The organism is Komagataeibacter sp. FNDCR2, from assembly GCF_021295395.1.
Taxonomy (GTDB): Bacteria; Pseudomonadota; Alphaproteobacteria; order Acetobacterales; family Acetobacteraceae; genus Komagataeibacter.
Genome location: NZ_JAIWOU010000001.1, coordinates 1,505,538 through 1,520,293 on the forward strand (window position 1 = coordinate 1,505,538; position 14,756 = coordinate 1,520,293).

At 65.0% G+C, this 14,756-nt stretch carries 11 protein-coding genes; 7 read left to right on the forward strand and 4 right to left on the reverse strand.

Annotation, left to right across the window (positions count from 1 at the left end; translation table 11 throughout):
- Positions 1 to 24 precede the first annotated feature (24 nt).
- The 4 genes from LDL28_RS07160 to LDL28_RS07175 all read left to right on the forward strand — a co-directional run bounded on the left by LDL28_RS07160 (position 25) and on the right by LDL28_RS07175 (position 5,751).
- Complete coding sequence (locus LDL28_RS07160; RefSeq protein ID WP_233059222.1) at positions 25 to 2,241, forward strand: ribonuclease R family protein; 2,217 nt, start codon at positions 25 to 27, stop codon at positions 2,239 to 2,241.
- Positions 2,238 to 3,944 (forward strand): S41 family peptidase, encoded by a 1,707-nt coding sequence (locus LDL28_RS07165; protein ID WP_233057933.1) that lies wholly within the window; start codon positions 2,238 to 2,240, stop codon positions 3,942 to 3,944. Before LDL28_RS07160 ends, LDL28_RS07165 begins: the two co-directional genes overlap by 4 nt.
- A gap of 75 nt (positions 3,945 to 4,019) precedes the next feature.
- Positions 4,020 to 4,358: a DUF1491 family protein gene (locus tag LDL28_RS07170; RefSeq protein ID WP_233057934.1), complete on the forward strand. Its 339-nt coding sequence runs from the start codon at positions 4,020 to 4,022 to the stop codon at positions 4,356 to 4,358.
- A gap of 247 nt (positions 4,359 to 4,605) precedes the next feature.
- Positions 4,606 to 5,751, forward strand: coding sequence for an OmpA family protein (locus tag LDL28_RS07175; protein ID WP_233057935.1), 1,146 nt, complete (start codon positions 4,606 to 4,608; stop codon positions 5,749 to 5,751).
- Between the two features lie 99 nt (positions 5,752 to 5,850).
- On the opposite strand, the gene cysK is transcribed toward LDL28_RS07175, so the two are convergent.
- Positions 5,851 to 6,840, reverse strand: a complete 990-nt coding sequence (cysK, locus tag LDL28_RS07180) for a cysteine synthase A (protein ID WP_233057936.1) — start codon at positions 6,838 to 6,840, stop codon at positions 5,851 to 5,853.
- Between the two features lie 153 nt (positions 6,841 to 6,993).
- Here cysK and LDL28_RS07185 point away from each other — a divergent pair, with 153 nt between their 5' ends.
- A complete protein-coding gene (locus tag LDL28_RS07185; RefSeq protein ID WP_025813399.1) occupies positions 6,994 to 7,440 on the forward strand; it encodes an Rrf2 family transcriptional regulator in 447 nt (148 codons plus the stop codon).
- Between the two features lie 56 nt (positions 7,441 to 7,496).
- Here LDL28_RS07185 and LDL28_RS07190 read toward each other — a convergent pair whose 3' ends face one another.
- Positions 7,497 to 7,934 carry a hypothetical protein gene (locus LDL28_RS07190; RefSeq protein WP_233057937.1) on the reverse strand — a complete coding sequence of 146 codons (438 nt, stop codon included), beginning with the start codon at positions 7,932 to 7,934 and terminating at the stop codon, positions 7,497 to 7,499.
- Positions 7,935 to 8,334: 400 nt separating this feature from the next.
- Between LDL28_RS07190 and LDL28_RS07195 the strand changes: the two genes are divergently transcribed.
- Both LDL28_RS07195 and parE read left to right on the forward strand, forming a co-directional pair.
- Positions 8,335 to 8,877, forward strand: coding sequence for a hypothetical protein (locus LDL28_RS07195; RefSeq protein WP_233057938.1), 543 nt, complete (start codon positions 8,335 to 8,337; stop codon positions 8,875 to 8,877).
- Positions 8,878 to 9,095: 218 nt separating this feature from the next.
- Positions 9,096 to 11,063, forward strand: a complete 1,968-nt coding sequence (gene parE, locus LDL28_RS07200; RefSeq protein ID WP_370636368.1) for a DNA topoisomerase IV subunit B — start codon at positions 9,096 to 9,098, stop codon at positions 11,061 to 11,063.
- 133 nt (positions 11,064 to 11,196) lie between these two features.
- Here parE and LDL28_RS07205 read toward each other — a convergent pair whose 3' ends face one another.
- Together LDL28_RS07205 and mutL are read right to left on the reverse strand one after the other, a co-directional pair.
- The gene (locus LDL28_RS07205; protein WP_233057940.1) at positions 11,197 to 12,738 is read right to left on the reverse strand and encodes a NuoM family protein; all 1,542 of its coding nucleotides are present in this window, start codon (positions 12,736 to 12,738) and stop codon (positions 11,197 to 11,199) included.
- Between the two features lie 133 nt (positions 12,739 to 12,871).
- Positions 12,872 to 14,743 (reverse strand): DNA mismatch repair endonuclease MutL, encoded by a 1,872-nt coding sequence (gene mutL / locus LDL28_RS07210; RefSeq protein WP_233057941.1) that lies wholly within the window; start codon positions 14,741 to 14,743, stop codon positions 12,872 to 12,874.
- Positions 14,744 to 14,756: the final 13 nt, after the last annotated feature.

A 14,756-nucleotide genomic window follows, 5' to 3' on the forward strand; every position in this document is an offset into this window, starting at 1 on the left:
CGGCAGCGTCCAGCAGCTCCCGAGATGCCGGACCGCCTGCCCACGGGCACTACCCCGGCCCGGACGGGTGGCCTGCCCGAGCGCGAACAGCTCCGCGCGTTTATCGAAAACGCGCCGGGCCGGATCGGCAAGCGTGAGATCAGCCGGGAATTCGGCCTGGGCCCGGAACACCGGCGCCCCTTGCGTGAAATGCTGCGCAGCATGGCGCTGGACGGCACGCTGGCCCCCGCAGGCGCCCGGCGCTTTCGCGTATCGGACCGGTTGCCCGAATCCGCCGTGGTGCAGGTGACCGGCACCGACGCGGATGGGGATCCCGTCGCGCGGCCCGTCCAGTGGGATGGGGAGGGCGCGCCCCCCGTCGTGTTCATGCACCCCGAACTGCGGGGCCGCGCCGCTCTTGCGCCGGGCGAACGCGTGGTCGCGCGCCTGCGTCGCATCGGCCCCGGCCGGTACGAAGGCCGCACCCTGCGCCGCCTGACCGATGCACCGGTGCAGATCGTGGGCCTGTTCCACAAGCTGGATGAAACCGACCCCGCCCTTGCCGCGCCCGCCCGTTTCCGCCCCGTGGGCCGACTCACCCCCGCGGACCGGCGCGCGAAGGCGGAATGGATCATTCCCGCGGGCGAGGACGATCACGCGCCGGACAACGAAGTCGTCATCGCCACGCCCCTGCCCCAATCCGGGCCGGGCCTGCACCCCGCGCGGATCATCCAGCGTCTCGGCCCGCAGGGCGATGCCCGGACCATCAGCATGGTCGCCGTCGCCATGCTGGGGATTCCCCACGTCTTCCCCACCGAGGCGCTGGCCCAGGCCAAAGCCGCGCGCGGTGTGACGCCCGATGGCCGCACCGACCTGCGCGAGGTGCCGCTCGTCACCATAGACGGCGCGGATGCCCGCGACTTCGATGACGCCATTTACGCCGAACCGGACGGGGACGGCTTTCGTATTACGATCGCGATCGCGGACGTGGCGTGGTACGTCCGCCCCGGCAGCGCGCTGGACCGAGAAGCGCGGCTGCGTGGCAATTCGGTCTATTTCCCCGACCGGGTCATTCCCATGCTGCCTGAAGACCTCTCCAACGGCTGGTGTTCGCTCCGCCCGGATGAGGACAGGGGCTGTCTTTTTGTCGATATGCGGGTCGCGGCCGATGGCGGCGTGTCAGGCGCGCGCTTTGGCCGTGGCGTCATGCGCAGCGCGGCGCGCCTGACCTACGAGCAGGTGCAGGCGGCCCGCGACGGCGCACCCGATGCGACCATGCAGTCCCTGCCCGATGGATTGCTGGACAGCCTGTTCGGGGCATGGGGCTGCCTGTCGGCAGCAAGGGCGCAGCGCGGCACGCTGGATCTGGAACTGCCCGAGCGTCTGGTCCACCTTAACGATAGCGGCCAGATCGCGGCCATCCGGCCCCGAATCCGTCTCGACAGCCACAGGCTGGTCGAGGAATTCATGATCGCGGCCAATGTCGCCGCCGCACATTATCTTGAGGGGCGGCATATCCCCTGCCTTTACCGGATTCACGCGCCCCCCGCGCCGGAACGGCTGGAAACCCTGCGCCGCGCGCTGGACATGATGGGGCTGCCCCTCCCCAATGCGGGCAGCCTGCACGCGACCGACCTGGACCGCGTACTGCGCCAGGTCAGCAATACCGATCAGGCCGGACTGGTGAACGAACTGATCCTGCGCGCCCAGAACCAGGCGGAATACAGCCCCGAGCCGGTCGGGCATTTCGGCCTGTCCCTGCCCGCCTATGCCCATTTCACCAGCCCCATCCGCCGCTATGCCGACCTGCTGACCCACCGGGCCCTGCTGGTCGCCACCGGGCTGGAACCCGGCCCGGCGCCGGATCATGACACGCTGGAGGAAACCGGGCAGGCCATCACCCTGACCGAACGCCGCGCCGCGCAGGCCGAACGTGATACGCTGGAACGCTACGCCGCCACGTGGCTGCAGACCCGCGTGGGTACGGTCATGGAGGCGCATATATCCAGCCTGTCGCGATTCGGTATTTTCATGGTGCTGGACGCGACCGGCACATCCGCCCTGCTGCCCATGTCTGCCCTGCCGCAAGATCAGTGGCATCACGACGAAAAAACGCAGACATTGCAGTCATACGACAAGACCATGGTATTCCGGCCCGGTCAGGCCCTGCGCGTACGGATAGAACAGACATGCGCCATCCGGGGAACGGTCCTGCTGGCACTTCCCGACGCCTCGCCGCCGCGATGGAGGCGGCGGGCATGACACGCCGCCAGTTCGCGGCCATCATACTGCGCCCGATGGGCAGGGGGGGCGAACCCGCGCCGACATGGCGGCGGCGCATGTGCACGCTGGGCCATCTCCCGCGCGACACCATCATCCTGCTGCTGGTCATGGTCCGGCTGACAACCTCCGCCTGCGCCGAGGATGCGCCCGCCTTTCCCCGCGCGCCCACACCGCCTCCGCCGCCCCATGAAGACAGGGTGGACACGCCCGCCGGGACGGGAATGAACCTGGCGGTCATTTCCTCCGTCATTCAGGCGAGTCTGGCCTTCCTTCAGCCCCGCACGCTGGAAAGCCATGAAATCCATGATTTCGCCCTGTGGGGGCTGAACGGCGTGAGCGCGATCGACCCCTCGCTCAGTATTGAGGAGCAGCAGGGCTTCCTGCAACTGGCCGCCACCCAGCGGACCGTCATGGCGCTGCCCGTGCCCCCGGCCAACGACCTGCCGGGGTGGAGCGCGGCCATAACCCGCATGCTGGACGTGGCCTGGCAGCATTCCGCCGCCATGCGCAGCACCGGGCAGGATGGCGTGCTGCAGGGCTTTTTTGATGAACTGTTCAACCATCTCGACCCCTATTCCCGCTACATCGCGCCCGGCGCGGCCGTCTCGGACCGCAGCACGCGCACGGGTGGCGAGGCCTCGGCCGGGCTGACGCTGGGGCTCGACAGGCACGCCATCATCATCACCGCGGTCAACGCCAATGGCCCCGCATGGCCGACCAGCCTTGCCGCCGGGCAGATCGTGCGGGCCGTCAACGGGCGCTCCACCGCGTCGCGCAGCCTCGATACCGTCAATTCATGGCTTGGCGGCCCCGCAGGCAGCCTTGTACGCATCACGGTGGAGGTGAAGGGGCGGCAGAACACGGTCACGCTGCACCGCGCCTCCACCCCGCCTGAAACCGTGTTCGCCTATACCAGCGGCAAGCATGTCATCCTGCACATCACCGCATTTTCCGCCAACACGGCGGAGGAAATGAGCCAGTACCTGGACGAGGCGATGAACGTGCCTGGCATTTCGGGCCTGATCCTGGACCTGCGCGGCAACCGGGGCGGCGTGCTCCAGCAGGCGGTCACCACGTCGGCGCTCATGCTGGACCACGGCGTGGCGGCGATCACGCAGGGCCGCGACCCGCAGGCCAACCATGTCTGGGCCGTGCAGGGCGGGGACATGACCAATGGGCTGCCCATCATCGTCATGGTGGATGGACGCACCGCCAGCGCCGCCGAGATTCTGGCCGCCGCCCTGGCCGACCAGAAGCGGGGCGTGGTGATCGGCAGCGCCACGCTGGGCAAGGGACTGGTCCAGACCATTGGCCAGATGCCCAATGGCGGCGAGCTTTACGTAACATGGAGTCGCGTGCTCGCCCCGCTGGGCTGGCCGCTACAGGGGCTGGGCGTAATGCCGCAGGTCTGCACCAGCCTGGGGGAAAGCGCGCTTGAGCGCCAGCTCCAGAACCTGGCCGAAGGCACGGTGGACAGTCGGGAATGGATCACCGCCACCCGCCAGATCCGCTACCCCGTGGACCCCGCGCGCATCCTGAGCATCCGCAAGGCCTGCCCCGCCGCCATCGGCACAGACAGCGACCTTGATGCCGCGCGTTCCCTGCTGGACAACCCGGTCGAATACCGCGCCGCCCTGTCCGCCATACCCGAGGAAAGCGCCGTCCCGGCCAGTGGCGGCTAGAATATCACCATGGGAAACCGTGCTATTCCTGCATGTCTCCCTTTGCCTTTCTGCATTACCGGAGATGTTCACCCCATGGAAGAATCGCGCCTGAAAACCGGCATATGGGTCCGGGCAATGCTGCGTCAGGCTGGACAAAAGGGAAATCCCGGCATGGTCCTGCACCGTGGGGACGAAGATGCGGGCAGCGTGCTGATCGTACTTCTGGGCCGGGACAGGCGCATGTGCGTGCTTGCCCCCACCCGCACCCCCGATGGACGCCGGGCATGGTTCCGCGCTACAGGGGAGGCGGCTGTGGATCAGGACAGTGTCGATACCTACGTCGCAAGACAGAGGGAACGGGACCCCGATATATGGGTCCTTGAATTCGACGCACCCGATCTTGCGCCACCGTTTGAAGCAAGGCTGATATGAAAGACGTGATTCCACGCGATTAAAGGCATAGAAACCAGTCCGGCGTATGGGTGTGGCATCTGGCACACACTCGGACAGGACAGTTGGCCCCACCGCCCGAAGCGGTGGATTAGGCAGTGACAATGGATTGTCAGGGCTGGTTTCTTTAAGCAAAAGAATGCTGATGCTGCTGATCCGAAGGAATATGGCACGCGCACCCGACCGGGCCGATACGCCACCAGAGGCCCGTCGAAGGGAGAAGAAGAGTATGAATCTGCGGTACGGATTGCTTGCAGGGTCTTTATTGGCTGCCTCGGTTACCCTGGGTCCCGTACTGGTCTCCGCCCCGGTATTCGCCCAGCCCGTACAGGGGCTGTACATGAGCGGTGAAGGTGGTGCGACCTTCAACCAGGGCCAGGTCATACGGAATTCCTCGGCGCGCGATCAGTTCCGTACCGGCGCCATCGGCGAGGGCGCCATCGGCTGGGGGCTGGGCAACGGCTTCCGCGTGGAACTTGAGGGCCATTACCGTAACAACGACCTGAAAACGGTGGGGGGCAATGCCGCCTATCATGCCCATGCGGATGGCCGGCAGCAGGAATCGGGCCTGATGGCCAATGCCCTGTTCGACCTCGATATCGGCAAAAGCTGGCTGTTCCCGTATTTTGGCGCGGGTATCGGCTATGGCTGGCAGAACATGAACACCACCATGACCGGCAACGTGAATGGCGCGAATTACAGCCAGCATGTGAGCGGTACGTACGGCAACTTCGCCTATCAGGGCATCTTTGGCCTCGCCTTCCCCATGCCATGGGTTGTCGGCCTGTCCGCCACGGCGGAATACCGCTTCTGGACCATGCTTGGCCCGCAGTCGCACCATTCCTCCATGAGCGGCAGCGACAGCGCGCTGACGGCCATGAACAGCGATTACGGCTTTCGCAACGGCAACCGCGACAGCCGCACCGACTTCAATCATTCGCTCATGCTCGGCCTGCGCTACGAGTTCAATCCCGCCCCGCCGCCGCCACCGCCGCCTTCAAGCGTCGCGGCGCCAGCCCCGGCGGAGAATCGGACCTATCTCGTATTTTTCGATTGGGACCGCAGCGAGCTGACCGATCGCGCCCGTTCGATCGTGGCGGTTGCCGCGCAGGCCTCGACCAATACGCAGACCACGCGCATCGAGGTCAACGGCTATACCGACAACTCCGCCGCCCATCCCGGCCTGCGGGGCGAGCAGTATAACCAGGCGCTCTCGCTCCGGCGCGCGGAGGTCATCAAGGCCGAACTGGTGCGCGACGGTGTGCCCGGCCCCGCGATCGACATCCATGGCTTTGGCGACTCCAACCCGCTGGTCCAGACCATGGCCAATACGCGCGAAGCGCAGAACCGTCGCGTCGAGATCATCCTGCACTGATCGTGCTGTCACCCGCCTGAATATGGAAAAGAAAAAAGCAGCGCCACAAGGCAGCCGCTTTTTCCATATGGGCCTTTCTTCGCGCCGGATGGTCCGGGATCAGACCAGCCCGGTAAACAGCGAGGTGGACAGGTAACGCTCGGCAAAGGACGGGGCGATGGTCACGATGGTCTTGCCCCCGTTCTCCGGCCGTGCGGCAAGCTGTATGGCCGCATGCAGCGCCGCACCGGATGAAATGCCCACCGGCACGCCATCAAGCCGCGCACAGCGGCGGGCGGCGGCAATGGCCTCACGTTCGGAGACCGGCAGCACCCCCGCCAGCGCCGCGAGATCCAGCGTGCGGGGGCAAAATCCCGGCCCGATTCCCTGAATGCCGTGCGGTCCCGGTTCATCACCGTTCAGAATGGCGCTTTCCATCGGCTCAACGCCGTAAACCTCGATGTCCTTCTTGTAGTCCTTCAGGCGGTGGGCAATGCCGCTGGCGGTCCCGCCGGTGCCCAGCCCCGCGACGACAATATCGACCTCACCCGCCGTATCGGCCCAGATTTCCTCCGCCGTGGTGGCGGCGTGCACATCGGGGTTGGCCGGGTTGTCGAACTGCCGCGGCATCCATGAATTGGGTGTCTTTTTAAGGATTTCCTCGGCACGGGCGATCGCACCGGCCATGCCCAGCCGCATGGGCGTAAGCTCCAGCCGCGCATCGAGCAGGCGTAACATCTTGCGCCGCTCGATCGACGCCCCTTCCGGCATGGTCACGATCAGCCGGTACCCACGCGCCGCCGCCACGAAAGCCAGCGAAATGCCGGTATTGCCGGAAGTCGGCTCCACCAGCGTGGTCTTGCCCGGCTGGATTTCGCCCCGGCTTTCCGCATCCTCGATCATGGCCGCGCCGATGCGGTCCTTGACGGAGGCGAGCGGATTGAAGAATTCCAGTTTCATCAGCACGCGGGCCTGCAACCCGTCCTCACGGGTCAGGTGCGGCAAGGCCACCAGTGGTGTTCCCCCCACAGTGTCCACGATGGAGTCGTACACCTTGCCGCGCGGCGCGGCAAAACCGTAGGTGGAACCCGCCGGGGTGGTCTTGTTCATCCGTTATCACTCCTTGTTACGGAAATGGCCTATTCACGCGTACAGTCTGACATAATCCACCATCCTCCTGAACAGAAGCGTGGATCAATCCGGCAATTGCTGATAAACGGTGCAAGGCACTTTTCCGCTCCACTCCAAGCAAGGCTGAATGATATGCTCCTCCGGCGTGACAGAACCATGATCGCCATACTGATCATGCTTGATGTTGCTTTTCACGCTGGACGGAACGGCACCATAAGCGCGGCCGACATTGCCGAGCGGGCCGGTCTGGCCCGCCGGGGCATCGAGCCGCTGCTCCAGTCCCTGTCACGCTCGGGACTGCTGGAAAGCGTGCGTGGCCCGCGTGGCGGCTACCGGCTGGGCCGCCCCCGGCGCGACATCCTGCTGGCGGATATCCTTTCGGTCATCACGGCGGAAGACAATACGGATGATGGCCCGATCGGCGGTCTGTTCCAGAAGGTTGTCGAACCCTGCTGGCAGGAATTCGACAGCATGATTGACGAGAAATGTCGTGAAATCAGCCTTGATGACCTGGTGCGCAAGGCGGAACACGCGGGCATGCGCCGCCCCCAGCCCGAACCCATCACCTTCTCGATCTGACTGCGCCGCCCCGCTTCCGGCAGGGCGGACCCCGGCCCGTCAGGGCCGGGGCGGTATCATTTTGCGCCGGGTACGACAGGGGCCGTGACCGTGGCCGTCACGTCGATATATTCACGCGGCTCGCTGCCGCCACGGATCAGGACGACACGGAATTTGTCCTGACCGGAATAGGATGTATTGGGCGTATAGGTCACATAAGTGTGATCATTATAGTTATAGATGAAAGCCTTGCCATGCTCCGGCGCGGGCGACACCCCGAACGAGGGATAGGGATGCCCGCCGGACATACGCGTCTCGATCGCGCAGTAGCCGTCATCGCTGCGCACCTGCATGGTGGCGCTTTTCGTGTTCTGTCCCGCGGGCGTCAGGTTCCCCACCTGACACAGGCCGGATGACTTCATGTAATTGTACGGGTTGGGGGTTATGCCGATTCCACCAAGGTTCACGGCCGGTTTGTTGTCACATCCGGCGAGCAGAATGCCCGTCGTCATCATGATTGCAGACAGTCGCAGTCGCACTCGTCAGCTCCGCTGTATTTGATACATCACCTGTTATGAGGACAGTTTCGCCCGCGCCGTCCCATACGGTCTGGATCGGCACAACGGCAAACCGCTTTGGCGTGTGCTGTAGAGCAACGCACCCAGGCGGGAAAGACCCGTTGGTCCTTTTACGCAAGCGGACAGGCCCTGCCCATGTGGCATAGCCGGACCGATGGCCGCTGTCATCCCATCGAACGTTCATGGCTCCCCTTTTTAAGGGGGATACCGTCACTCTCCCTTTTGGCAACAGCAAGTTTGCGCTATAGACCTGATCCGGATTTCATTTCCGCCGGACCATGCGGGGCCGCGTGCACCCCCCGTTGGCAACAGCCCCAATATCTGGAGAACCTTCCTGATGTCCATGTCGATCTGGCGCGCTGGCGCTGCCGCACTTGCCCTGGCCGGGCTGGTTAATGGCGGGCAGGCACTGGCCGCCGGCCCCTGCTCCCCTTCCCCCGCGCATGAGGCCTTCGATGTGCAGGGCCTGAAAAGCGAGCTTATGGTCACGGCCCTGTCATGCAACGCGCAGGAAAAGTATAACAGTTTCGTCATCAAGTTCCGCAACAAGCTGACCAATGAGGAACACGTCCTCAACACCTACTTCCGCAGCACCTATGGCCGCAACGCCCAGCGCCAGCATGATGACTACATCACGCAGCTTGCGAACGTGCAGTCCGAGCGCGGCCTGCATTCCGGCAGCGCGTTCTGCCAGCAGCGTATCTCCATGTTTGACGAGGTGCTGGTGCTTGACAGCGCATCCGACCTGTCCAGCTACGCGCAGGCGAAGGATATTCTCCAGCCCGCGTCCTACCTGACCTGCACCGCCCCCAACCGCCCGGTTCGCCCGGCGGCGTCCACCACCAGCCGTGGCCCGGCGCGCCATACGGTCCGTAGCTGAGCACGCCGGTCGCGGCCGGATAAAAGAAAAATAAGGCCGGGCCAGCGTCCGGCCTTTTTCATGCCCGCAAGTGCGGGCATAGTGCCTGCGCGTGATCGGGCCTTGCAGCCTGACTGGACGTGATGCGACAAAATAAAGAACGATTCATGAACGACGATCTTTTTTCCACGCCTGCCAGCCCCGGCAAACCCGCCCGACGCAAGGTCTCCCCCGCCCCCATGCCAGACAGCACCACAAACACCCCCGATTCCTATGACGCCAGCGCGATCGAGGTGCTGGAGGGGCTGGAACCCGTACGCCGCCGCCCGGGCATGTATATCGGCGGCACGGACGAGACGGCCTATCATCACCTGGCCTCCGAAATTCTGGATAACGCGATGGATGAAGCCGTCGCCGGCCATGCCACCACCATCGACGTGACGCTGGAGGCCGGTGACCGCCTGACCATACGCGACAATGGCCGTGGCATACCGGTGGACCCGCATCCCCGCTTTCCCGACCGCTCGGCGCTGGAGGTGATCCTGACCACGCTGCATGCGGGGGGCAAGTTCTCCGGCAAGGCCTATGCCACATCCGGCGGGCTGCATGGCGTTGGCTCGTCCGTGGTCAATGCGCTGGCCGCCCGCATGGAAGTGGAAATCGCGCGCGACCGGGAACTGTGGCGGCAGGTCTATGAACGCGGGCACCCACTCAGCGGCGTGGAAAAAATCGGCCCGGTCAATAACCGGCGCGGCACGCAGATCCGCTTCACCCCCGACCCGCAGATTTTCGGCCGCCTGCATTTCTCGCCCGCCCGGCTGTACCGGCTGTGCCGTTCCAAGGCGTTCCTGTTCCGTGGGGTGACCATCCGCTGGGCATGCGATCCGGCGCTGATCAAGGGGGATGACGTACCGGCGGAAGCCGTGCTGCACTTTCCCGGTGGGCTGGCGGACAGCCTGCGTGACGAACTGGGGGAAAAGGCAGCCCTGCTGACCGATCTGTGGGCGGGTGACGCGGACCTGCCCACCGGGCCTGATGGCCATGACACCGGGCGCATGGAATGGGCCATTGCCTTTCAGGAAACGGGTCCGGCGGCCCTTGCCTCCTATTGCAACACCATTCCCACCCCCAATGGCGGCACGCATGAGACGGGGTTCCGCAACGCGCTGCTCAAGGGCCTGCGCAACTGGGGGGAGCAGCGCTCCAACAAACGCGCCGCCAGCATCAATGCCGATGATATTCTGGGCTGCATCGCCGCCAAGCTGTCGGTCTTCATCCGTGACCCGCAGTTTCAGGGCCAGACCAAGGAAAAACTGACCAGTGGCGAGGCGAGCAAGCTGGTGGAAACCGCCCTGCGCGACCGTTTCGACCACTGGCTGGCGGGCAACCCGCCGCAGGCGGATAACCTGCTGGCCTTTGTGGTGGAACGGGCCGAGGAACGCCTGCGCCGCAAGGAACAGAAGGACACGCCGCGCAAAAGCGCCACCCGCCGCCTGCGGCTACCGGGCAAGCTGACCGACTGCACGCGCGAAAACGCCGCCGAGACGGAAATCTTCCTGGTGGAGGGGGATTCCGCCGGTGGCTCCGCCAAGCAGGCCCGCAACCGCGAAACACAGGCCGTGCTTCCGCTGCGGGGCAAGATCCTGAATGTGGCCAGCGCCTCGACCGAGAAGCTGCGCGGCAATCAGGAACTGCGCGACCTTGTGGAAGCACTGGGCTGCGGCATGGGGGAGCGTTTCGACGCCACCAAGCTGCGTTATGGCCGCATCATCATCATGACCGATGCCGATGTGGACGGCGCGCATATCGCCTCCCTGCTCATGACGTTCTTTTTTCGGGAACTGCCCGGTCTGATCCGCAACGGGCATCTCTACCTGGCCCAGCCGCCGCTGTATCGCCTTACGCAGGGTGGCAAAAGCATCTACGCCATGGATGATGCCGACCGGGAAAAGAAAATGAAAACCGCGTTCAAACCCAACAGCAAGGTCGAGGTCTCACGCTTCAAGGGGCTGGGGGAAATGCCGCCGGGCGACCTGAAGCAGACCACCATGGACCCGAAGCACCGCACGCTGCTCAAGGTCATCACCCCGCCCGAAGACAGGGCCTTCACGCTGGAGCGCGTGGAACACCTGATGGGCCGCAAGGCGGAACTCCGCTTCCGCTTCATTCAGGAACATGCCAGACAGGTCGATAACCTTGATGTATAAGCAATTTTCCAAAAGGGCGGCGTTTCCTGAAGCTTTTTGAAGAAAGCTTCACCAAAACGTCCTTACAGAACAAAAAAAGCCCGGTCATCCTGTTGGGATGACCGGGCTTTTCCTATCAAGGGAGAGACGTGGTTCAGCCCGCGCCGGTCAGCGGCGCGATCACCTGCGGCTCAACCGTGGCGACAGCCGCCACGGGGTGCAGGAGGCTGGTCACGGTCGGATCGAACATCCGCAGGAACGACCCCGGATGTACCCCCATCCACAGCGTCACCACCGCCAGCGGCACCAGCACAGCCAGTTCCGGCCCCGTCAGGTCGCGCAGCAGGGCGACAACCCCGCCCTTGTTCGCCCCGAACAGCACCCGGCGGTACAGCACCAGCATGTAGACCGCACCCAGGATCATGCTCGAACCACCCAGGAAGGCCAGCCAGAACGAGACATGCAGCGCACCAACCATAACCAGGAATTCACCCACGAACGCCCCGGTGCCCGGCAGGCCGATATTGGCCATGACGAACAGCATGGCGAGCGTGGCCAGCACCGGCATCTTGTGCGCGACACCGGAGAATGCGCTGATTTCGCGCGTTTCGGCCCGCCAGGACACGGCGGAGACACAGAAGAACAGCGCCGCGATCACGATACCATGCGACAGCATCTGGAAAATCGCGCCGTCAATTCCCTCGGGCGTCAGGGTGAACAGGCCGATCGCGATCACCCCCATATGCGAGAACGAGGAATAGGCGATCACGCGCTTCATGTCCGTCTGCGCCAGCGCGATGATGGCGGCGTAGATCACCGCGATCACCCCCAGCGTCAGCACCACCGGCGCGAACAGGCGCGCCGCATCGGGGAACATGAGCACGCCAAAGCGCAGCAGGCCGTAGGCCCCGGCCTTTGACAGCACGCCCGACAGCATGACGGAAGCCGGGGTCGGGGCCTCGGTATAGGCATCGGGCAGCCAGGCATGCAGCGGGAACAGCGGCAGCTTCACGCCAAAGGCGATGATGAACCCGGCCAGAAGCCAGCACTGCATGGCATGGCCGAAACCGTGATGCTGGAGCGCCACGATATCGGTCGTACCCGTTGCGTTCCACATGGCCAGAAGCGCCAGCAGCATGAACAGCGAGCCGCCAAAGGTGAACAGGAAGAACTGCAGCGACGCCCATACACGACGCGGGCCACCCCATACGCCGATCATGAGGCTGGCGGGCAGCAGCGTCGCTTCATAGAACACGTAGAACAGCACCAGATCGAGCGCCGAGAACAGGCCGATCAGTGTCGTTTCCAGCAGCAGCATGGCGATCATGTAATCGCGCACCCGCCCTGAAATCAGTTTCCAGCCGCCAATGATGGAAAGCGGCGTGAGGAACGTGGAGAGCAGCACGAACACGAGGCTGATGCCATCAAGCCCGGCATGATAGGAAATGCCCGCGCCGCTGGCCCATCCGATCCGCTGTTCGAACTGGACGCCAACATGGGCAGGGTCGAATTCTGCCCACATGATCACGGACAACGCGAACACGATGCCACTGGTCCATAACGCCACCCATCGGGCGGCGGTCTCGACCGTCTGGGTCGTGCCACGAGTCAGCAATATGGCGACAACCCCGGCAAGAGGCAGGTAGGTAACTAGAGGGAGCAGGATCGGATGCACACTGGGTCTCACATCATCCATGGACAATGCGTGACCCTAAAGGGGTTTTGTATCAGGGATCCAGTGCGCAAACGGTCACATTCTACCGATCATGCGCCCTGCCATGCCCCGCAATGCGTCAGGCGCATGCCGCACGCCCCTCCGGACCGCGCGGTCAGCGGCGTCCGAACAGCCGTTCGAGATCGCCCTTTTCCAGCCGGATCCATGTCGGCCGACCATGCGAACACGTGCCCGAGCGGGGGGTACGTTCCATGTCGCGCAGCAGGGCGTTCATTTCCTCATGCGTCAGCCTGCGGCCCGCGCGCACGCTGCCATGACACGCCATGCGCGCGATCATCGCGTCCATGCGGGCCTCCAGCGCATCCGCCTGCGCCGGGGTGGCCAGATCGTCCGCCTCCAGTTCCTCCGCCAGATCCCGCAGCATGCCCGCCGGGTCTTCCTTGCCCAGCAGCGCGGGCATGGTACGGATCAGAACGGCGGTCCCCCCAAAAGGTTCGATCTCGATTCCCAGCCTGGCCAGCGCGGGCGTGAAGGACAGAAGTACGTCCACCTGCCGGGGCACGAGATCCACCACTTCGGGCAGCAGCAGGCGCTGGGCACGAATCTCGCCACCCATATATTGCTGGCGCAGCTTCTCATGGGTCAGGCGTTCATGGGCGGCGTGCTGGTCCACCAGCACAAGCGCGCCATCGGCTGTCTGGGACAGGATGTACGTGCCCAGCACCTGCGCCATGGCGGCGCCCAGGGGGTGATCCTCCGCACAGGCGGCGGTCTCGTCCATGCCAGGCGACGACTCCACCGCGGCGGCATGGCGGGCCAAGGGCGGGGCGACGAGCGGCAGGGTGGAGTCGCCAAACCCGGCGGGGAATCCGGCCCCATCCTGCCGGGGCGGATCGGGCGGCATGGCCAGGCGGGTGGAAATGTCCGGTGCGTTGCCCTGCTGCTCCGGCGGGTACCAGATACGCGCGGGGGAAGGTCCGCGCGACTGAAGCAGGTCGGGCCGCACCCCCGCGATCCCCGCCCCCGTGCCAAGCGCGCGCCCCAGCGATCCGATCACCAGCGCCCGTACGGCGGCCGAGTCGGCATAACGCAGTTCCGTCTTGGCGGGGTGTACGTTCACATCCACCTGTTCGGGCGGGATTTCCAGCGATAGCGCCACCACCGCGTGCCGCCCGTGTTCCATGACATTGCGGTAGGCCACCCTGACCGCCGTGCGCAGCACCGGATCGACCACGGGGCGGCCATTGACCAGCAGCATCTGTCCATTGGCCGTGGCGCGATGGACCGAGGGGGCGCAGATGAAGCCGCTCAGTTTCAGGTCACCGCGCTGCCCTTCCACGGGCAGCAGGCCATCGGCATGACCGGATTCAAGAATGGCGGCGACACGCGCGGCCATGTCCTGCACCGGCAGGTCAAGGATCACGCGCGTGTCGAATTCCAGCCGGAAGGCGATATGCGGGGCGGACAGCGCCAGACGTCGCACCACGTTTTCGGCATGGCCGGATTCGACCCGGGGACTTTTGAGGAATTTGCGTCGCGCGGGCGTGGCGAAGAACATGTCCTCCACCAGCACGCGGGTACCCGCTGGCCCGGCGCAGGGTTCGGGTTCCCCCACCACGCCGCCTTCCACCCGGATGGACCATGCCGACTCCGCGCCCCGTGGCCGGGACATGACCGTAAGCCGCGCGGCCGCGCCGATGGAGGGCAGCGCCTCCCCCCGGAACCCAAGGGTGGAAATGCGCACCAGCGTCTCGTCACGCAGTTTGGAGGTGCAATGCCGCTCGACCGCGAGAAGCAGGTCATCGGGCGACATCCCGCAGCCGTCATCGGTGACCTCGATGCGGTCCATGCCGCCCCGGTCGAGACGGATGCGGATGCGCCGCGCCCCGGAATCAATGGCGTTCTCGACCAGTTCCTTCAGCGCCGCCGCCGGGCGCTCGATCACCTCGCCCGCCGCGATGCGATTGACCACCTGTTCGGACAGCCGACGGATCACCGGCTGGCTGTTGCCTGAAGACATGTTCATATCCGCGACCGGA